The organism is Lysinibacillus sp. G1-3, from assembly GCF_056322905.1.
On sequence record NZ_JBWHYQ010000026.1, the window covers coordinates 28,222 to 47,848 of the forward strand.

Sequence of the window (19,627 nt, forward strand, 5' to 3'; positions counted from 1 at the left end):
AAAATGTAAAATTACACTTTTAATTTATTTCCACCCTTTTTATCTAGGTCTTCTATACATTAAAGCACGTTGACTATCACTGGTTCCCCGCGTTGTAGGATCTACGACAACTCCTAATAAAGCGAAAATTGATAATACGGTATTTAAGATGGTCATTGCCTGCTCACTCATTACACTCGTTAAATCATAGCCAAAAATAGCTGCTACTTGCTGTGTGAGTAATACAATCAACGAAAAAAGCGCTAATAAAAATGGTTTATGCTGAAAACGGATCTTCCAGTTAATTCTCATAATTGCTCACCTCCCCTTCTCATCCACAGTATATGCTCGGCCGAAACGTACACATATGCAAAAATGGAGCTATAACCGTGGATAAAGGAGGTGTTATTAAATACTATTCGATTACGAGAGCACTATTAACCTTCGACAGAAAAATTATGCTTCTCTCTTCCATCGGGTAATTTAAAGAACGGAATGTTAAAAAAGCCATCTCAGTAATGAGATGGCTCGATGCCTTTATGTTTATCAAATTTCCGTGCAACGTAAACTAACCCATAAACAAGTGGTGTTGCAACAATGGAGGCCAAAAATTTAAATATATACTGTGTGATAAATAATGTCAGTAACACCTTAAATGGCATTATTCCAAAAAAGGCTATCGTAACAAATAATGCCGTATCGATGAGTTGGCTTAGCATCGTAGAAGCATTGTTTCGAAGCCAAAGCTTTCCATCTCCATGCTTTTCTTTAAATTTACTAAATATCACTACATCCAAGTTAACACTGATCGAATAGGCTATAAGACTTGCAATAATGACACGCATACTGCCGCCGAGAATCGTCTCAAACTCCTGCTGATGAACAAAGGCTTGTGCAGGTGGTAGTTCAATGGCTATAGCGATAAAGAATACCGCAAACACTTGAGCAATAAGCCCTGTTCTAACCGTGCGACCACCCGCTTCCTTACCATAGACCTCGCAAATTACATCAATAAGGGGATACGTAAAAATAATTAAAATCGCTGCGGCTGGAAGCACCATCCATTCGCCTATACTAAACACTTTAACAGCTAAAACATTAGCTAAAATTAAAAAGCCAACAAACAATCCATTTAAATAGTAAAGCATCAGCGATTATCCACCTTTTCAGGATACATATCGTGGTTCATCAAACGATGCTCTGCCATTTTTTCATATTTTGTGCCTGGTCGGCCATAGTTACACCAAGGATCAATGGACAAGCCACCACGAGGCGTAAACTTACCCCATACTTCAATATAGCGCGGCTCAATCAGCTTAATTAAATCATTCATAATGATGTTGACACAATCCTCATGAAAGTCCCCATGATTACGGAAACTAAATAAATATAGCTTTAACGATTTACTCTCGACTAGCTTTTTATCTGGAATAAAAGAAATATACATTGTCGCAAAGTCAGGCTGCCCTGTCATCGGACATAGACTCGTGAATTCCGGGCAATTAAATTTTACAAAAAAATCGTTTTTCGTATGCAAATTATCGACCGCTTCAAGTATTTCCGGTGAGTATTCAAATAAATACTTTGTATTTTGGTTCCCAAGGAGTGTTAAATCCTGTAAACCTTGTTCTTCATTTCTTCCTGCCATAAAAAATGCCTCCTCAAATTGTGAGAAGTCCATTGCGTGAAACCAAATAAAAAAAATCGCCATATCCGCATTTTCGGATATGGCGTAGATGACGTCATCCATAGTTTTTTATAGAGGGTATGCGCTATGAACCTCTTTCTTATTCGCTAGTTATATTAACTTAATGAACACACTCCGTCAACTAATTTTTTCACAATATAGAATTGACAAAAATATCCTGACGTTGTATAGTTAGTTACATAAGTAATTAACCAATCAACATAAGGAGGTGGATTGTGATTCACTCGTTAAACAACGAAAAGCCCATTTTCCAACAAATACGCGAACGAATAGAGGACGGAATTTTAGATGGACTCCTACAACCCGAAGATCGCATTCCATCCACAAATGAATTCGCAAAGGAATATCAAATTAATCCTGCAACAGCTGGAAAGGGCGTGAACGAATTAGTGGACAAAGGCGTAATTTATAAAAAACGTGGCGTCGGCATGTTTGTGAGTACTGACGCTCGTGAAATATTAATTGCAGAGCGTAAGGAAAATTTTTTTATGCAACATATAGAGCCGTTAAAGAAAGAAGCAATAAGATTAGGTATCTCAGATAAAGAATTACAAAATATGTTACAGAGGGGTTAACGTATGAAAATCGAAGTGAAAAATGTTAGTAAATCATATAGACATAAGGAAGCTTTAAAAAATATCTCTTTTACAATTGAGGGACCAAAAATCATTGGATTTTTGGGTCATAATGGCGCTGGTAAAACAACATTCTTAAATTTATTATCCGGACTTATTTCAACAACTAAAGGAAACATATCAGTCAATGGAGAAAATGTTTTCAATGTACCATTAACTTTACGTGATATTTGTTTTGTTGCAGAGAATGGAAACTTTCAAGAGGAAATGACAATTGCACAAACGTTAAAGGCAAATAGCTTCTTTTATCCAAAATGGGATGGAGAGCTCGCAATGGAGCTACTAGAAGTTTTTGCTCTAAATCCAAAAGATAAGGTTCGCAGTTTATCAAAAGGAATGATGTCTGCGTTAGGCATTATTACAGGCTTTGCGAGTAACGCAGGGATTACAATCTTTGATGAACCTTATATCGGACTCGATGTAGCTGCCCGAAATACTTTTTATGATTTATTGATTGAACAACAAACCGACAATCCAAGACTCTTTATATTGTCTACACATTTAATTGATGAAGCAAGTAAGCTATTTGAGGAAATACTTATTTTACACGAAGGACAATTAATGCTTCAGAAAACTGTGGAGGAATGGCATAAGCATATTGTTGCAGTAAAAGGTAACCCTTCTGATGTTGAGCAGGCAATTAGTGGTCTGAAAATTATTTATAAGCATACGTTTATGCAGGAGCTAACTGCAATTGTCACTGATGGTCAATCCATTGAAGGACAGAATATTATGCTTGAACCTGTTTCATTACAGGATATGTTAGTGTATTTAAGTAAACAGCAGAAAGAGAGGGCTATTAAATGAATACTGTAAAGGGAAGCTTGTATGTATTATTTCAAAGCTACAAAAAACAAATTATAACTTTTTGGTGCATTTTATTTTCGATCGTCCTATTGTCGTTTTTCTTAGATACTTTTTTTGACCTATATATTTATAATTTTTACATTATGATTTCTATACCTGTTTATATCTTTTCCAGTATCATGGCTGCAAAGTTACTAAATAAAACCCTATCCTATTTTTTAAGGCTTGGTTTAAGTCGCTTACAATTTATGTTTAATGTGGGGCTCTTTTTCATCTGTTGGAGCTTAGTAGGCGCCTTCATAATTGGCTGTACACAAAAAATACTTACTAACGTTTCTAACATATTCATTATTCATCCTATTTTACTTTTTAATAATTCCCCATCATTTTTACAAACGATGGCATTGGATACTGTTCTACTGCTCTTCTTCCTAACTTCCGGCCTTTTATTGAATATCGTCTTTTATCGCTCAGGAACTCTTGGCGGTTACAGTTTTATAGGATTACTCGTATTAATTCCGATTGTTACAATCATTTTCAGATGGTATACTCCTCTGTTTGACCTACTATCAAATATATCTAGCTTCGCTCTATTAAGTGGTTTATTAGTTTTTAGTATATTACTCTACTCTATCATAACAATGGCGATCAGAAATACTTCTGCCAATCCAGCATAATTATTGCTATTCGGCATACTTTCAAAAAGAAAATGATGCCAAGACCAAAAATATAGGTCTTGGCATTTTCCAGCTGAATTAACCACGTTCATCCTCTAGCGTTGTATAGTCAATGGAATTAGCAATGTCAACTAACACTTCAGGTGTCACCTTATTTGAAACCCTTTTATCAATCCACAGCATATATTGCCAATCTTCTCTTTCGAAAGCAAGTACATTAAAACCCGAGATTTCCATATAGATTGAAGTCGTTCCCTTTTTCAATACGAAAGTCTTTAGTACACTTTCCTTTTTAACTGGAAACTTATACTGAATAGGTCGAACCGTTATTTTATAATGATGTTCAGGTAGTTGATTATTAACAAGTGTAACTTCAAAAAAATCGTTCATGTCACCATCTAGATCATTAAACCGACCAAAATGATGTGTAAAACTAATTGGAGGTACTCGAAGTGGTAGCTTTAGTCCTTGATGAAAGTGCCGTTCAAAATCGTAGGCAGCTCCTTCAACCGTTTTATAGCCTATTTCAGGATAAACTTCTTCATAAGAACTAGGTGAGTCTTTTATATAGGCATCACTAGGTTGAGAAAATAACAAATAACAAGAACTTAAGCAGAGAGAAAAAATTCTGTCCATTTTATCACCTCAGTATCATCACTTTAAACGTAGTTTTTCCCAACTCAATGAATTTATGTGCAAGCTATATTTTGTTCACTGAATTCCTTTTTATAGATATTCTCCTTTTTCGCGCGTACTTTAATAAAGAAAAAAGCAATTATTCGCACTAGTAAAATGCGAACAATTGCCTTTTTAATCTAAAAGAGTAGATGCGCAACTAATGCTGCGATTGGTAGTGAAATAATCGTACGTATTAAGAAAATAACAACTAAATCTAAAAATTTCAGTGGAATTTTTGTACCTAAAATAAGTCCACCAACTTCAGACATATAAATAAGCTGTGTAACAGAAACGACAGCAATCACAAATCTTGTCGTTTCAGCTTCAATTCCCGCTCCTAAAATTGAAGGTAAAAACATGTCAGCAAAGCCAACAACCATCGTTTGCGCTGCCTCAGCTGCTTCTGGTAAACCAAGCACAGTTAAAATAGGTTCAAACGGTTTTCCTAAAAACGCAAAAATATTAGTGAATTCAGCAAGCATTAAAGCAACCGTACCAAATGCCATAACGACTGGCGCTACACCAACCCATAAATCCAAGACATTTCTAAACCCATCTTTCAAAAATTGACGTGGATCACGATTTGCATGTGCAACTGCTAATGCATTTTCTAAGCCATGAGACATAGAATTATAGCCTTCAGGTAATTCCTCACGTGATAAATCTACTGGTGTACCGTCGATATAAGTGTCTTCTTTATTAGCAAGCGGAAAAATTCGCGGCATAACGATCGCTAACACGAGACCGCAAAGTACAACCGTTAAGTAATATGGAATAAAATAGCGTGACAAATGCACTGTATCTAATACTACGATACAGAATGTGATGGATACTACAGAAAAGCTCGTTGCAATAATGGCTGACTCTTTTTTCGTATAGTTCCCCATTTCATATTGCTTGCTCGTCATAAGAACACCAATTGTTCCATCACCAACCCACGATGTAAGTGCATCAACTGATGAACGACCTGGGCTTTTAAAGAGCGGACGCATGATTTTTACCATCATCGTTCCGAAAAATTCAAGCAATCCGAAGTTTGTTAAAAACGGTAATAGTAGGCCTGCAAATAAGAAAATCGTAAATAAAAATGTTACTAAACCACCGTCAGGGTTCATTAATAATCCACCCGTATTTTCATTGTTAATCGCGGATGGTCCAAAATTAAACACGACCATTGAGGCAAATACTAAACCAATGACTCTTATAATTGTCCAAAACCAATTTACATAAAATAATGTATATAAAATACTAGATTCCTTTGTATTATTCTGAGGAACAAATTTGGCAATGAGTGAACCAATTGCCGAAATCGCAAAAATGATTATAGTAAAGTAACTAATAATAGGTGCAACAAAACCTGCTAATAAATTTGCTAAAATAGCAATCGGAACTTTCCATCCATCTTCCGTTAAGACTGGTGTCATAAATAATAAAACACCAATAAGAGACGGAATTATGAAGAAAAAGTATGAAGAAGTAGGATATTTTTTCATCATTTAAAGCCTCATTTCTTTAGGTTTTTTCGAAGTTTTATACATCAAGCTTGTTAGGTACTTTAAAACCACCAAGAAATGTATATCTGTATAAAGTATTGCATCATCAATCTGGCATTTCCGAGTAGTTAATGAATGATCAAATAAAAAACATTCCTTTAAAAAGTAATAAAGGAATGCCCAAACACTACTTTTTTATAATTTAAATCCTCAATGAGTAAAGTTTTTTAAAATAATCACTATCATTCATTTTTATGAGCTAAAAAATACCGTAAACCTACGATACATCGGTTAATTCTACAACAAAATGCATTTTTATTCAATCTAAAATTTAATATTATTATTCTCTTCTAATATTATCTGCAATTCTTTTTGTATCATTACTTTTTTAACAAAGCTCATTTTTACAGTGGCTGACGATGGCTGAAAGAAGTTGAAATTTGGTGAAACTCTCCATTAATCATACCTATTTTGAATGCCTAAGAGATTTAACCAGCCCTTAATAGGCATACAAATAGACCTTATCGTCATTTATCTCATATGTTAATTATGAACCACAACTTATCAAAACAGGAGGTTTTACCATGGAAAGACATATGCAACATATGCAGCATATGCATCACATGCATCACATGCATCACATGCAGCATATGCATCACCATCATCACGCAAAAGGCCCACATTGTTGTCCACCACTTACATGTCCAACTCAATATGAGCCGCCACATTGTTGTCCACCAGAGGAATATGTACGCACAAATTACATCCATACAGTTGTACCACATGTACAGCCAGCACATGTAACAACAGTTAATAAACATATAATTGATCATCAGTATCATTTCCCTTGCACAGAGTGCGTAGTGGATGAATGTTGTGAAACTCATACGCTTTGCGAAATGCCACCTGAGCCTTGCCATATGCCACATCATCACCATCACCACATGGGGCACCATCATATGGGTCATCACCACCATATGGGGCATCATCATCATATGGGGCATCATCATCAACATCACCATCAGCAGCATATGCCGTGCCACCATCAGATGGGCTATTAAAATAGAGGCGATGAGGTTACTCTGTACATGATGGTTTCTTACATCATAACTTGTTTATAATGTTACGCTTATTATAAAAATGTACATTACTAAATTCCAATTTTAGTAGTGTACATTTTATTTTTTGCTGCTTAACATTCCTAGTAGGACTTTAAGAAAGTCTCTACACCATTTTTTAATAACGGCGAACCCATTCACTTAAAACCCTATCTGTCACTCCGATTCTTCCACGATTTCAAGCATAGATTCATCTCCATTTCAGTATCGATGGACTGCTTGAATCGTTGTTCGGCATTTACTTTTGCCATAAAAAAACCCCCGTAAAAGTTAGATTGATGTCTAACTTTTACGGGGCAGTTCAGAGAATCCCTTACGCTTTTTTGTTCTTAGTTGATCTCAGTTTCTAATGTTTCTTTCCAATCTTGTCCATAGTCATCTTCATCAAGAACAACGTTATAAATTTTCCATTTACCATCATCACTTTTCTTAAGATGAGCAGTTCCTGATAAGTCGATTTTCATGTTAAAAGACATATCTGGCGCTGCCAAAGATACTTTATATACTAAGTTATCAATGCGGACTTGAGCAAAATGATTATTTACAGAAACAGTATTGATCGCATATTCACCAATCTGTTCCATCTTGAATATAGTATCTGCTTCTTCAAACATCCCTGCCATACCCATACTATCAAGTGAATAAGCTAATTGGTAACCAATTGTCGTTTCACGATAAAGTGCTTCTAATGCTTTTAAGTCTTGTTGTTCAGTGAATTTCATCTCATCTTTAATGTTACGATCAACTGTTTGAATGATTGCAAGTAGATCTCCATCTGTTTCAGGCTCTAGATGCAAGGCACGGTCAATCATCACGATAGCTTCAGCACGAGTTGCATCATTGTAAGGTTTGAAAACATCTCCGTACCCTTTGATAATTCCTACAGCTGACGTTTTCATAACTGCTTCATAGGCGAAATTACCCTTTGGTACATCCGGGAATACTTTTCCTGTCGCTGAAAAATCAAGCTTTGAATTGAATGCACGGTAAATCATGACTGCCATTTCGTTACGAGTAATCTTGTCATTCGGTCGGAAAGTACCGTCTGGTTTACCATTGATAATGCCTTGGCTACTAGCAACCTTAACATATTCGTAATACCAATTCGCCGGTTTTACATCAGGGAACGATTTAACTGATTCACCTGCACGTGAATTCAGCACGAGTAATCGAATTTTTTGGTTTTATTGAGACGGATGTGTATTCATATTCCTCTCCATCTTCTTCAAACGATTCTGTTTCCACATATCCGTCTATGATATCCGAATACAAGAAGCGTTCCAATTCATTGTATGCCCAATGTTCATAATCAACATCCTCCAAAAAATACATATCGATGGATTTTTCTGCTGCCTCTGCTGGTGAAACAGAAATAAGTCCAAACAATACAAGGGAAGATAAAAAAACATATAGTGCTTTCATTGGTTTGCTCCTACTTTCTTCTATTAAAATTTTACCAATAGACATAGTTTACATGACTGCTACAAATATATATAGAGTGCAAAATATGGAAATATAGAATATTTTCGAGAAAGACGATACATATAAATTTAGTCGTATTCCTTATGAAAATCTGGTGGAGGTTTTATTAGCTACAGATTTGGTTACATTAGAGGCTCATTACGAACCGAAAAAGAAAGTATTTCAGGGAAAAGGGCATTTCCAGAGGGCGACGGAGTTTGATTATGAGGTAGAGCATGAATTGTTGAATTCCTCTTTTAGTGAAATTGATTTTGAAATGGCATATCAAATTGAAGTGGAACGATTAAAGAAAGAGGTGAAATTAGATAATTCGAAAGGTGAAAAAGGGTCGAGAGTTCTACCATAGGGACCATTAGTTCTAATCACAAATAAAAGCTGAACTAATGAAGAAATTAGTTCAGCTTAAAATTATTCGTTATAATGTTGCACATTTCATAAAGAATACTGATGTAACAAGCGAATTACTTTACCTCTTGACTTTTAATAAAATTGACTTCCCTATCGCTAAAAATGGTTGTTGAATGCATTTTTCATCAGTCTATGTATATCTATTTATTTCTTTTTTTGTAAAATAATTAAATCTATTAGTGACCAAATGAAGAATAGTAATGGTAAACCAGTGATGAATAAAAACCCTAAAATGAATGAGATCGTCTTGTGTTCTCCGCTATCTGTTGCCATAACACCGATAAAAAACCCTAGTGGAATAGTCGCGAAAAAAATCAGGAAATTAATCACACAGGTAAATTTATAATACTTTAAAGAAGCATCTATAGGTTCTTTTTTTCTGAAAAAGATAACAAAGATAATTTGATAAAGATAAAAAATTGATATACTTATTAATCCAAACGATGATACTACCGTCATTTAATTCACCTCTTTTAAAATAATAATGCACGAAGTCAAGTGTGTATAGGGCATATAAGAAAAACTTAAATATTTATGATTAACTTAGCTTTTATGTATTGATTTGCGTTCTTTTTATTATTTCGAAGACCTTTTGAACTTAAAAATTTAGCTGATTTAGATCTGAAGATACTACATAAAATAATGTACGTCCAGGCTGGGCGCACAAAAAAACGTTGGAGCATCATAGCTCCAACGTTTTTAATTAGTACATTTTTAAATATTGATCGCGTTCCCATTGGTGTACTGTTGTACGGTACATGTCGAACTCGATTTCTTTTGCTTCTTTAAAGTTTGCATATATATGCTCACCTAAAGCTGCTTGAGCTACTTCATCCTTAGCAAGTAATGCTAAAGCATCATCAAGCGCTGGTGGTAAGTTTGCGATACCATTCGCTTTACGCTCTTCATCAGACATCACGTAGATGTTTCGGTTAATAGCAGCTGGTGGTGTTAAGTTTCGACGGATCCCTTCAAGACCAGCTTCTAAAATAACAGCCATCGCTAAATACGGATTAGCAGATGGGTCCACAGAACGTACTTCTACACGAGTCGAAAGACCACGTGCTGATGGGATACGGATCAGTGGTGAACGGTTTTGAGCTGACCATGCTACATAACATGGCGCTTCGTAACCAGGTACAAGACGTTTATAAGAGTTAACTGTTGGATTTGTCACAGCTGTGAAGCCTTGAACGTGAGAAAGGACACCTGCCATGAATTGCATTGCTGTTTCAGAAAGACCCAGTTCAGTTGATTCATCGAAGAATGCATTCTCTTTACCTTTAAATAATGAAACATTAAAGTGCATACCAGAACCCGCTTCACCGAATAATGGTTTCGGCATGAATGTAGCATGTAGACCGTGTTTACGTGCAATTGTTTTAACAACTAATTTGAACGTTTGAATATTGTCACAAGCTGTGATTGCGTCTGCATATTTGAAGTCGATTTCGTGTTGTCCTGGAGCTACCTCATGGTGAGATGCTTCAATTTCGAAGCCCATTTCTTCTAGCTCTAATACGATATCACGACGGCAGTTTTCGCCAAGATCAGTTGGTGCTAAGTCGAAGTAACCACCGTGGTCGTTCACTTCTAATGTCGGTTCACCTTTTGCATCTAATTTAAATAAGAAGAATTCTGGTTCAGGTCCTAAGTTGAAGCTTGAGAATCCCATATCTTCCATTTTCTTAAGGATACGTTTTAAGTTATTTCGTGGGTCACCAGCAAATGGCTCTCCTTTAGCAGTGTATACATCACAGATGAAACGTGCTACTTTCCCTTTTTCAGAAGTCCAAGGGAACACTACGAAAGAATCTAGATCAGGATATAAATACATATCTGATTCTTCGATACGTACGAAGCCTTCAATGGATGAGCCATCAAACATCATTTTGTTTTCTAGTGCTTTGTCTAATTGACTTACTGGAATCTCAACGTTTTTGATTGTGCCAAGAATATCTGTAAATTGTAGACGTATAAAGCTTACATTTTTTTCTTCAATTAGACGTTTAATGTCCTCTTTAGTGTATTTACCCACAGTTTTCCACACTCCTATAAATTGTCTAGCTTTTTATCATTACTCTACTCTATTAATAAAGACATGAATGATGTTGCCTTTTATTAATAGAATCGAGATAAATCCCCACGACGGATAGATGATTTTTGCATACGTTGCGCTTGACGCACTTCTTCACGCATGATGTTACGTAATTCTGAGTCACTTAAATCACGTTCATCTGTTGAAACAGGTTCATTCTTTTTAGCGAACAGCTTTTTAATTTTCGCCATGTTCATACCCTGATCCAAATAATCTTTAATTTCCAGCAGTGTATCGACGTCATTTAATGAAAACATTCGACGGTTGCCTTCTGTTCGGTGCGGCTCAATTAAATGGTGTTCTTCATAATAACGAATCTGACGTGCCGAAAGCTCTGTCAATTGCATTACGATATTCATTGATAATAACGGCATAGTTCGTCTAATTTCACGACTCATTTAAGTTCCCCTCCAATACTCGCTAATCATATAACGAAAAATTTATAGTGTCAACCATCCATGTTAGCTTTCCTAACATGGATTAAAATAATTTTTTTGAAATGATAAAAAATTGTAAAAAACTATACTTAATAACCTAACGTGTGGTTGATTTCCGCTTCGCTTTTGCTACAGACAACATTTGTTGTTGTTGCTGTCGCTATACTTTTGCACAGATAAATCATTTGCTGTCGCTATGCTTTCGCATAGAGCAAAACTTACTGCGGGCTTCGGAGCGACAGAGGTTTTTTCATCCATTAGAAAAAAAACTATTCAAAATGGAAGTTTTGAATAGTTTTTCGTTACTTATTTTTGGATTTTTTGAACTGCACTACAAATAGCAAATTTTACGTGCTCGTATGTTAACCCACCTTGAATAAAGGCGGTAAATGGCGGACGAATAGGACCGTCTGCTGTGAGCTCAATGCTTGAACCTTGAATGAAAGTTCCAGCTGCCATGATGACATCATCTTCATAGCCAGGCATATACGCTGGCTCTGGTGCATAATGCGCATTAATTGGTGAGTTTGCTTGAATTTCACGGCAAAAAGCAATCATTTGTTCCGCCGTTTGGAAAGAAACCGATTGAATTAAATCCGTACGATTCGCATCATACCTTGGCGATGTATTCATGCCTATTTCCCCAAGCATAGCAGCTGTGAAAACGGCACCTTTTAATGCTTGAGATACAACATGTGGTGCAAGGAAAAATCCTTGATAGAAATCACCGAGCGTATTTAATGTTGCCCCTGCTTCAGCGCCAATACCTGGCGATGTCATACGATAAGCACATTTTTCTACTAAATCTGCACGACCCGCAATATAACCACCAATTTTCGCTAAGCCTCCACCAGGATTTTTAATGAGCGAGCCTGCTATTAAGTCCGCCCCAACCTCTGTCGGTTCCTGTGCCTCAACAAATTCTCCGTAGCAATTATCAACAAAAATAACTGCGTTCGGTGCTAATTCACGGATCTTTGCACACATTTCTGCAATTTGCGAAATAGTAAAGGATGGGCGTGTTGCATAGCCCTTCGAACGTTGGATAGCAATCATTTTTGTGTTTGGTGTAATTGCAGCTGCAACACCTTCCCAATCGATCTCTTGATTATTCAATAAATCCACATGGCTATAACCGATTTTATAATCTTTTAACGAACCAGTATCCTTGTCTCCACCATCGACTATTGATTGCAATGTATCATACGGCTGACCCGAAATATAAAGTAATTCATCACCAGGACGTAGTACTCCGAATAAGCTAAGTGTGATTGCATGTGTACCAGAAATAATTTGCGGGCGTACAATGGCAGCCTCCGCTCCAAAAACCTCTGCATAAACACGTTCTAGATTGTCACGCCCCTCATCATCATAGCCATAACCGTTTGATGGGTGCAGATGATAATCACTTACTTGATGCTTTCGGAATGCAGCAAGCACTTTTTGTTGATTGAAGAACGCCATATCTTCTACCTTTGCATGAAAAGGGCGTACCTTTTCTTCTATTTTAGCAGCTAATGCTAGTGTTTCTTCTGATAAATTGGTTGTAAAAGTCATTATGTTCTTCTCCATTTCACATTTGTTCAAATCTTATCTTAACAATTTGTGAGCTTGCCTGCAAAAATTGCTTGTGTTTCTAATTGCATTTAGGCGCTAATTAGGCGCTAAGTTAAATTACAAACTATATCTATTTATTTCTGCTATAATTAGATATTTAATTAGGTATGTTGATTGACCATTTTTATACATCCGAATTAATTCAAAGAGGCTGATTTCCGCTGCGGGCGAGCGTCAAGTCGCTTCCTTCGCTGCGCTCCGTGCAGGGTCTCGTCTGCCTCACTTTTCCCGCGGGAGTCGAGTAACCCTACGCTACAATCAGTTAGAATGGGAGTATACTAGCAAAATAGAAACAAAAAATCCTTTATCGCTCAATAATAAACCTATTTTTTCCTAATCAATACTCTCGATATTTAATATCTGATAATTCTAAATCATAAGTCTATACTTTTCTTTGCAAAAACTTCTAGATACAAAAAGGTAACTTTAAAGTTTTCTACTATGTAATCTACAACAACATGAAATGATTGTTTCACATAAGGGGTGAAAGGGTTGGCTTGGGAGGTTTTTAGTATCATTGGAACAATTGCCTTTGCTATTTCCGGGGCAATAATTGCAATGGAGGAAGAATACGATTTATTCGGTGTCTATATACTCGGTATCGTAACTGCTTTTGGTGGTGGAGCTATACGAAATCTACTCATAGGTTTACCTGTAACAACACTGTGGGGGCAAGATATGATGTTCCAAATTGCCATTGCAGCTATTACGTTATTTTTCATATTTCCGCACCGACTTATTCAGCATTGGCATCGCTGGGGTAATTTCACCGATGCTATTGGATTATCGGCATTCGCGATTCAAGGTGCTCTCTATGCTGTGAAGCTCGACATGCCTATTAGTGCGGTTATTGTAGCTGCTGTCTTAACAGGGTCAGGCGGTGGAATTGTTCGAGATTTATTAGCTAGACGACAACCATTAGTCCTCCGTGATGAAATCTATGGTGTATGGGCAGCACTAGCCGGGCTTATTATCGGACTTCAACTATTTTCAGGTGATATCTTTTTATATGTATTATTTGGTATGATCACCGTACTAAGAATATTTTCATATATGAGGAAATGGCGTTTACCGTTACGGAGGTTGCATCAGGCATAGCTATACCGTTGCATATTAACAAGCCCAAATGTCAGATTTGGGCTTGTTTTGAATTTTTGTTATTTCACAAACGCCTTGCATCCACAGCAGCGACAATAAGCACTTAAAGATTAATAGATCTACTTTTTCAACAGTAGCATAGCTTCCTCTAATGTAGCCATGTTTTTCATCATAGAGCATGCTGCGTCCAAAATAGGAAATGCTAAAGCTGCACCAGAGCCTTCACCCAATCGCATATTCATTTGTAGCATAGGTTCAATTCCGAGCATTTCAGCGGCAATTTTTGCACCTGGTTCTTCAGAGGCATGAGAAGGAATAATATAGTCTTTGACGTTTGGCTCAAGTTCGTATGCAATAAGAGCTGCAATAGTAGAAATAAAGCCATCAATAACAACTGGTTTTCGATGTGCGGCGGCAGCAAGTATTACTCCTGCCATAGCGCCTATTTCTAGCCCTCCAACTTTTGCAAGAATATCAATAGCATCATGACGATTTGGTTTATTTAATGCAATAGCATTGTAAATAACCTCTACTTTATGTGCAATCCCTCCTGGTCCAACTCCTGCACCGAAGCCTGTCACTTCATTCGGGTGACACTCGTGAAGAACCGATAATATAGCAGCACTAGGTGTTGTATTACCGATACCCATTTCACCTGTCCCGAGTACATTTATCCCTTTTTTAATTTCTTCCGTAGCTACTTCAATTCCTACTTCAATGGATTGAATGGCTTCTTCTCTTGACATGGCAGGTCCTTTTGCCATATTGTCCGTACCGTATTTAATCTTTTTAATGATGACTCCAGCATCATGTGGCACATCTTCTTTTACGCCAACGTCTACCGTGACAATTTTAGCATCTGTGATTTTTGCGATAGCACAGACACCAGTTCCGCCTCTAGGAAAATTTAATGTTTGGAAGACCGTCACATTTTGTGGATTCGGTGTCACTCCTTCATCACAGACACCATGATCCGCGGCACAGACAATAATTGCTTTATTATCAATTGCAGGATATAGTTCACCTGTAATACCAGATAGTTGCACAGCTAGAGTTTCCAGCTTTCCCAGACTACTAGGTGGCTTGCAAAGTGCATCTATGCGTTCTCTTGCCTGCCCCATCATTTTGTGGTCGGCACTTTGAATGTTGTGGATCGTTTGTTGTAATAATTGCATGAAAATTTCCCCTTTCTTTTTTGCCCTCGTTACTCGAAGAATGATTTTGAGAAAAAAATAAAAAGCCTGTAGTTTATCCATAACAAATAAACTACAGACTTTTCCATCGTCTATATAATACGAAGCAGATAGGCAGGTCTCCTGGCTCAATTTCAACATTTCATAGAACCTTCCCAGAACGATGCTAGTGGCATTCTCTATGAAACTCCCTTTTTACAGTGGTGGGACCGCTAAAGCTTTTCACTTTATTCCCTATTCTCCCGCAGTGGGCACCTAACGCTTTTATGCAATTACTTTAAATCTACGGCAAAGTGTTTAATGTGTCAACATTTCAAATGGAAAATTCAGAACCTTTTGCGCAACACTAGTGTTAAAAACTAAAAATAAGAAATTTAGCTTTCTTCGTTACCCCTATCCATAACATCTCCACAAAAATATATTAATTTCGATGCCCATTTTTTAATGATTCTCTCTCTACTTCTTTTGCAGCTTCTGTACCAATTGGTAAAATAACAGTTTCCATTAAATGCTCATTTCCCTCTGCAAAGGCATGTATAGTAACATACCAAATCCCTGCTTCAAATTTACCTTTAAATTGATGAACTCCATTTTCGCTTTTTAAATCCTCCGTAAAATGAATATCCCTTTCCAGTAGATCAAATTGTAAACTTACTTTTGAATCTTGAATAATATTGTTTTGATTATCATGAAGTGTAATGTTTAGAATTCCTACTTGATTTGGCTGAATAAACTCGGGATTCGTTGTAATATTAAGGGTCACATCATCTATTTGTTCTTCATCGACTTTACCAAAAACTTCAGTAAAGGAATCAATTTTAGTATTTTCATCTAAAACATAATGATAATCTATATTCCAAATACCTTCCATTGGTAATTCAATTTTAGCAGTATAATAGTTTTGTTCTTTTGATAGGTTTATATCTTCAATATAATGATCCATATTTTGCATCTTTAAATCCATTATAATACTGAAGTTTTCTTCATTTCTTAGGTTTTCTGGAACTGATAATTTAGTTGTTAGTACCCCATTCTTATATATATGATTGGTTTCGATATTGTTAAGCTCTTCAGCAACACTTGATACTTGGTTTGTATCAGTATTACTACAGGCATTTAAAAACAAAAAAACTGTGAATAGAAATATATATATAAATTTCTTCATACTAATCTATCTCCCCAGAACAATAATAATTTCAGTGTCCTGATTTGCCATAGTAGTGATATCTGTTAGAATGGTATAAAGCCCATGAACAGTTTTTGTAGTTATAAGCTGATTGAAGACCACGGCAATTTGTATTACTTGTATAATCATTTTGACAGTCATAAGATAAGAAAGCATAGTCACAATCACTTCCTACAAAGTTTTTCCATGCCCTAGGATCCCAGTGATTATAGTATCTATGATTAGAAGCTGAACCATTGAATCGGTTACAGTGTACACGATCTCCTGGAGAGTGTTTTTGGCCCACCTCAGATCGGGTGCTTTTGTCTCTATTTTCTGTACTAATCATTTCACCATCCATTGACTTTACGAAGTCTTTGAAATCGATAGTCTTTACTAGATCTATAGTTCGGGATTTTTTCATATCATTTTTAACATTTGTTTTAATTTCTTGCCCATTAGCCTTAAATTGAATATCCAAATTAGCATCATCTTCATTTATTACGAATGTACCATCAGCAGTCAAATCAACCACTTGGTCATTAATAGTTAATGAGCCGTTTTGGGCAGGATAAAATTTCTCATAACCATTTTCAGTTTTTTTCCATCCCTCTTTTTCTACTTCCTTAAGAAATTCATCTCCCAATAGCTTTTTATCTTCTCCAGTAAGATCAATCTTCATAACTATTCCTGCTTTCCCCTGAACATTTCCGTCCTGAATAGCAGTTACTGGCTCTGCCGCATTAACTATACTAGCATTTAGTACTCCTGAAAAAATAAATAGTGTCGATAAAGCTGTTACAATACCATTTTTAAACCTTTTTCTAACCTTCATTCTTAATCCCCTCCTTAATTTTAATTGGTGTGATTTTACAAATTATTTCATTTTAATACAAATGGTCAACTACTTCTTTAAAACTCAAAAAAATTGAAAAAGGGAATCTGAAAAACAGGTAGGCCCTCGAAGGTTCGCCCTTGTCGTTAGAACCTTCATCGAAAAAAGTAGTATATATTGGGATGAATCCCTTCTCTGCCCTATATAATAATATTCCCGTTGGAAAATTTATGATTGACCATTTACATTCCTGATAAAAGCATTGCAAATACAAACATTAAAAATATCAAAAGCGATATTCCCAGTACTATGGGAGCTAGCCTCGATGTTTGTCCTTTAATTACAGAAATTATAGCAACAATTAAACCCATTGAAGCAATTAATAAGATAATAACTGATGCGAATGGCTCTGGTATTTTGGCTAGTAAGGTACTAAAAAAAAGAAGAAAAAAAAGTATCTGTAGTGAAAATGAAACTAATAATAATTTATTAATCATCTTTTGTCTCCTATAACTTGATTTTAAACCTTGCTAACTTCTTCATTCATTAACCAAAGAGGATAAAATTCTTTGTGGAACAAAATAAAAATAATGATTTCAAAATAAAACACTAATTTCTTCCTCTCATTTTGAAAAGTCTTTGAACAATTGTTGTACTCTCAAAGTATCTAAATAAGTGCTTTATATTTTACAAATCATCTTGTAGAAGTACAGAAATAACACCATATAACTTCTGTAGTCGAAGGATCATCAAATCAGCGCAAGCCTTTTTTAATTCAATAATTTGCATATCATACAACTTCTTTCTTATTTGGTTTTATATAGTAATCACACCAATTATATTGGGTTAATCAACGTTTTTTTACTAGGTATTAATAGATTTGTGTAAATATTAATTTCTTGCTATTAATTAGGATTCACTTATAAAAACACATCTTGAATATTAAGATACATTTTTTTAATTTTTGTTTTTTTCAGAACACTTATATGTAATATAACAAATAGAACTTTTAAAACATCCGTATTTCCCGCAAATATTCTAACTTCATATATATTTCACATAATAATGCAGAATCACCTCAGTTATTGGAGATTAATAGTTTTGAAAAACATTTAATGGGTATATTATTCAAACTAAATCTTTAGTTTTTCTCTTATCATTTAATGACAATAGCGGACTTTTTTGGAGATGAAGATTGATATATAACCAAGGAGTGAATAGCGTGAATATTAAACTACTACTTGTAGATAATCGTCAATTAGTACTAGAGTGCTTAAAGCACAGATTAAACAAAGAACCAAATATTTGCGTGATAGGGACTCTTTCTAATCCTGAGTATTTACATCATGAAATAATCACAAACTCTCCGGATATTGTACTTATAAATTTGCAAATGGAGTTATCAAACAAAATTGATTTAACTAAACTATTAAAAAATATTCCACACTTACGAGTTATCATACTATCAAAGTGTAAATGTTCAGAATATATAAGATCTTCCTACAATGCAGGAGCTAGCGCTTTTATTTCAGAAGAAAAATCATTCCAAGAATTAATCTTTACTATTAGACAAGTATTTTTAGGTGACAAAAGGTTTCCTAAAGTTGAAAAAGATCAGATAGATAAAATGCTTACACCAAAAGAGTCTGAAGTATTAAAAAGAATAGCAGAGGATAAAACCAATATTGAAATTAGTGAGGAAATGATGATAAGCATAAGAACAGTTGAATATCATATCTCATCAATCATTAGGAAATTAAACGTAGAATCTCGAGTAGGTGCTGTCGTAACAGCTATTAAGCGAGGGTTGCTAAGTATTAAATAGCATACTTGTGTTTATTAATTTTTTCATCTTATGAAAGGCTAATTCACACTGCTAATAATTCACTAGTAATAACGTTAACACTAATATAAACGCAGTATAAAAGCACTCATCACTTACATAATAGTTTGGATTTTAAAAAATGGATATTAGGTGGTGTTTTGTTGAAGAAAGACATGATAAAAGTGATTTCTGTTTTTGGTATAGGTGCTATTTTAGTTTTATTGAATTGTTTTTTATAGTACTTCAGTAAGCAAAAATAAGAAGCCTTTTATTCGAAATGGATTCTTTTTATTTATCTTAAAATGTAGGCTAAAGAAGTGCTTTTAATTAAACTTTATTCCAAGCCTAAGTAGTTATAAATGGTTACTAAAAAA

At 35.4% G+C, this 19,627-nt stretch carries 22 protein-coding genes and 1 riboswitch; of the genes, 8 read left to right on the top strand and 14 right to left on the bottom strand.

The annotated features are described in order from the left end of the window. Positions 1-39: 39 nt before the first annotated feature. The 3 genes from ACVYAD_RS22305 to queF all read right to left on the bottom strand — a co-directional run bounded on the left by ACVYAD_RS22305 (position 40) and on the right by queF (position 1,627). Entirely contained in the window at positions 40-291 is a 252-nt protein-coding gene (locus tag ACVYAD_RS22305; protein WP_476427993.1) for a phage holin, read from the bottom strand. A 200-nt stretch (positions 292-491) separates the two neighbouring features. After that, complete coding sequence (locus ACVYAD_RS22310) at positions 492-1,127, bottom strand: queuosine precursor transporter (protein ID WP_349659660.1); 636 nt, start codon at positions 1,125-1,127, stop codon at positions 492-494. After that, on the bottom strand, positions 1,127-1,627 hold the full coding sequence (queF, locus tag ACVYAD_RS22315) for a preQ(1) synthase (protein WP_049668571.1): 501 nt from the start codon (positions 1,625-1,627) through the stop codon (positions 1,127-1,129). Before queF ends, ACVYAD_RS22310 begins: the two co-directional genes overlap by 1 nt. 275 nt (positions 1,628-1,902) lie before the next feature. Here queF and ACVYAD_RS22320 point away from each other — a divergent pair, with 275 nt between their 5' ends. The 3 genes from ACVYAD_RS22320 to ACVYAD_RS22330 are packed head-to-tail and all read left to right on the top strand — an operon-like array spanning position 1,903 to position 3,806. Next, positions 1,903-2,262 (top strand): GntR family transcriptional regulator, encoded by a 360-nt coding sequence (locus ACVYAD_RS22320; RefSeq protein WP_476427994.1) that lies wholly within the window; start codon positions 1,903-1,905, stop codon positions 2,260-2,262. 3 nt (positions 2,263-2,265) lie between these two features. Next, positions 2,266-3,129 carry an ABC transporter ATP-binding protein gene (locus ACVYAD_RS22325; protein ID WP_476427995.1) on the top strand — a complete coding sequence of 288 codons (864 nt, stop codon included), beginning with the start codon at positions 2,266-2,268 and terminating at the stop codon, positions 3,127-3,129. Further along, entirely contained in the window at positions 3,126-3,806 is a 681-nt protein-coding gene (locus ACVYAD_RS22330) for a hypothetical protein (protein WP_476427996.1), read from the top strand. The genes ACVYAD_RS22325 and ACVYAD_RS22330 overlap by 4 nt, the downstream gene beginning before the upstream one ends. Before the next feature lie 78 nt (positions 3,807-3,884). On the opposite strand, the gene ACVYAD_RS22335 is transcribed toward ACVYAD_RS22330, so the two are convergent. Continuing rightward, positions 3,885-4,442 (bottom strand): hypothetical protein, encoded by a 558-nt coding sequence (locus ACVYAD_RS22335; RefSeq protein WP_476427997.1) that lies wholly within the window; start codon positions 4,440-4,442, stop codon positions 3,885-3,887. 179 nt (positions 4,443-4,621) lie between these two features. Further along, the gene (locus ACVYAD_RS22340; RefSeq protein WP_476428016.1) at positions 4,622-5,977 is read right to left on the bottom strand and encodes a YjiH family protein; all 1,356 of its coding nucleotides are present in this window, start codon (positions 5,975-5,977) and stop codon (positions 4,622-4,624) included. 584 nt (positions 5,978-6,561) lie between these two features. On the opposite strand from ACVYAD_RS22340, the gene ACVYAD_RS22345 reads away from it, so the two are divergent. Further along, positions 6,562-7,038 (top strand): CotD family spore coat protein, encoded by a 477-nt coding sequence (locus ACVYAD_RS22345; protein WP_476427998.1) that lies wholly within the window; start codon positions 6,562-6,564, stop codon positions 7,036-7,038. 386 nt (positions 7,039-7,424) lie between these two features. Here the strand turns inward: ACVYAD_RS22345 and ACVYAD_RS22350 are convergent, their stop codons facing one another. Further along, entirely contained in the window at positions 7,425-8,258 is an 834-nt protein-coding gene (locus ACVYAD_RS22350; RefSeq protein WP_476427999.1) for an S-layer homology domain-containing protein, read from the bottom strand. Next, positions 8,236-8,517, bottom strand: a complete 282-nt coding sequence (locus ACVYAD_RS22355; protein ID WP_476428000.1) for a hypothetical protein — start codon at positions 8,515-8,517, stop codon at positions 8,236-8,238. Before ACVYAD_RS22355 ends, ACVYAD_RS22350 begins: the two co-directional genes overlap by 23 nt. A 154-nt stretch (positions 8,518-8,671) precedes the next feature. On the opposite strand from ACVYAD_RS22355, the gene ACVYAD_RS22360 reads away from it, so the two are divergent. Further along, complete coding sequence (locus ACVYAD_RS22360) at positions 8,672-8,923, top strand: hypothetical protein (RefSeq protein ID WP_476428001.1); 252 nt, start codon at positions 8,672-8,674, stop codon at positions 8,921-8,923. 206 nt (positions 8,924-9,129) lie between these two features. Here ACVYAD_RS22360 and ACVYAD_RS22365 read toward each other — a convergent pair whose 3' ends face one another. From ACVYAD_RS22365 to ACVYAD_RS22380, 4 genes are all read right to left on the bottom strand, one after another. Next, positions 9,130-9,444, bottom strand: a complete 315-nt coding sequence (locus ACVYAD_RS22365) for a hypothetical protein (protein ID WP_476428002.1) — start codon at positions 9,442-9,444, stop codon at positions 9,130-9,132. Positions 9,445-9,688: 244 nt separating this feature from the next. Next, positions 9,689-11,023, bottom strand: a complete 1,335-nt coding sequence (gene glnA / locus ACVYAD_RS22370; RefSeq protein ID WP_476428003.1) for a type I glutamate--ammonia ligase — start codon at positions 11,021-11,023, stop codon at positions 9,689-9,691. 83 nt (positions 11,024-11,106) lie between these two features. Further along, positions 11,107-11,481: a MerR family transcriptional regulator gene (locus ACVYAD_RS22375; RefSeq protein WP_079560583.1), complete on the bottom strand. Its 375-nt coding sequence runs from the start codon at positions 11,479-11,481 to the stop codon at positions 11,107-11,109. 345 nt (positions 11,482-11,826) lie between these two features. Further along, positions 11,827-13,077: a methionine gamma-lyase family protein gene (locus tag ACVYAD_RS22380; protein ID WP_349659670.1), complete on the bottom strand. Its 1,251-nt coding sequence runs from the start codon at positions 13,075-13,077 to the stop codon at positions 11,827-11,829. A 552-nt stretch (positions 13,078-13,629) separates the two neighbouring features. Between ACVYAD_RS22380 and ACVYAD_RS22385 the strand changes: the two genes are divergently transcribed. Beyond that, positions 13,630-14,235: a trimeric intracellular cation channel family protein gene (locus ACVYAD_RS22385; protein WP_476428004.1), complete on the top strand. Its 606-nt coding sequence runs from the start codon at positions 13,630-13,632 to the stop codon at positions 14,233-14,235. A 119-nt stretch (positions 14,236-14,354) separates the two neighbouring features. Here ACVYAD_RS22385 and cobT read toward each other — a convergent pair whose 3' ends face one another. From cobT to ACVYAD_RS22400, 3 genes are all read right to left on the bottom strand, one after another. Next, a complete protein-coding gene (cobT, locus tag ACVYAD_RS22390) occupies positions 14,355-15,410 on the bottom strand; it encodes a nicotinate-nucleotide--dimethylbenzimidazole phosphoribosyltransferase (protein WP_476428005.1) in 1,056 nt (351 codons plus the stop codon). Between the two features lie 114 nt (positions 15,411-15,524). After that, positions 15,525-15,702: riboswitch (cobalamin riboswitch) on the bottom strand. Between the two features lie 147 nt (positions 15,703-15,849). Further along, complete coding sequence (locus ACVYAD_RS22395; RefSeq protein WP_476428006.1) at positions 15,850-16,593, bottom strand: hypothetical protein; 744 nt, start codon at positions 16,591-16,593, stop codon at positions 15,850-15,852. Between the two features lie 31 nt (positions 16,594-16,624). After that, positions 16,625-17,428 carry a hypothetical protein gene (locus tag ACVYAD_RS22400; protein ID WP_349659674.1) on the bottom strand — a complete coding sequence of 268 codons (804 nt, stop codon included), beginning with the start codon at positions 17,426-17,428 and terminating at the stop codon, positions 16,625-16,627. A 234-nt stretch (positions 17,429-17,662) separates the two neighbouring features. Between ACVYAD_RS22400 and ACVYAD_RS22405 the strand changes: the two genes are divergently transcribed. Beyond that, positions 17,663-17,941: a hypothetical protein gene (locus ACVYAD_RS22405; protein ID WP_349659675.1), complete on the top strand. Its 279-nt coding sequence runs from the start codon at positions 17,663-17,665 to the stop codon at positions 17,939-17,941. A 709-nt stretch (positions 17,942-18,650) separates the two neighbouring features. Continuing rightward, the gene (locus tag ACVYAD_RS22410; RefSeq protein ID WP_349659676.1) at positions 18,651-19,253 is read left to right on the top strand and encodes a response regulator transcription factor; all 603 of its coding nucleotides are present in this window, start codon (positions 18,651-18,653) and stop codon (positions 19,251-19,253) included. Positions 19,254-19,627 lie beyond the last annotated feature (374 nt).

Coding starts and splice junctions, on each gene's coding strand:
- ACVYAD_RS22305 (WP_476427993.1), bottom strand. CDS start 291: ATGAGAATTAACTGGAAGATCCGTTTTCAGCATAAACCATTTTTATTA.
- ACVYAD_RS22310 (WP_349659660.1), bottom strand. CDS start 1,127: ATGCTTTACTATTTAAATGGATTGTTTGTTGGCTTTTTAATTTTAGCT.
- queF (WP_049668571.1), bottom strand. CDS start 1,627: ATGGCAGGAAGAAATGAAGAACAAGGTTTACAGGATTTAACACTCCTT.
- ACVYAD_RS22325 (WP_476427995.1), top strand. CDS start 2,266: ATGAAAATCGAAGTGAAAAATGTTAGTAAATCATATAGACATAAGGAA.
- ACVYAD_RS22330 (WP_476427996.1), top strand. CDS start 3,126: ATGAATACTGTAAAGGGAAGCTTGTATGTATTATTTCAAAGCTACAAA.
- ACVYAD_RS22335 (WP_476427997.1), bottom strand. CDS start 4,442: ATGGACAGAATTTTTTCTCTCTGCTTAAGTTCTTGTTATTTGTTATTT.
- ACVYAD_RS22340 (WP_476428016.1), bottom strand. CDS start 5,977: ATGAAAAAATATCCTACTTCTTCATACTTTTTCTTCATAATTCCGTCT.
- ACVYAD_RS22345 (WP_476427998.1), top strand. CDS start 6,562: ATGGAAAGACATATGCAACATATGCAGCATATGCATCACATGCATCAC.
- ACVYAD_RS22355 (WP_476428000.1), bottom strand. CDS start 8,517: ATGAAAGCACTATATGTTTTTTTATCTTCCCTTGTATTGTTTGGACTT.
- ACVYAD_RS22365 (WP_476428002.1), bottom strand. CDS start 9,444: ATGACGGTAGTATCATCGTTTGGATTAATAAGTATATCAATTTTTTAT.
- ACVYAD_RS22375 (WP_079560583.1), bottom strand. CDS start 11,481: ATGAGTCGTGAAATTAGACGAACTATGCCGTTATTATCAATGAATATC.
- ACVYAD_RS22380 (WP_349659670.1), bottom strand. CDS start 13,077: ATGACTTTTACAACCAATTTATCAGAAGAAACACTAGCATTAGCTGCT.
- cobT (WP_476428005.1), bottom strand. CDS start 15,410: ATGCAATTATTACAACAAACGATCCACAACATTCAAAGTGCCGACCAC.
- ACVYAD_RS22395 (WP_476428006.1), bottom strand. CDS start 16,593: ATGAAGAAATTTATATATATATTTCTATTCACAGTTTTTTTGTTTTTA.
- ACVYAD_RS22400 (WP_349659674.1), bottom strand. CDS start 17,428: ATGAAGGTTAGAAAAAGGTTTAAAAATGGTATTGTAACAGCTTTATCG.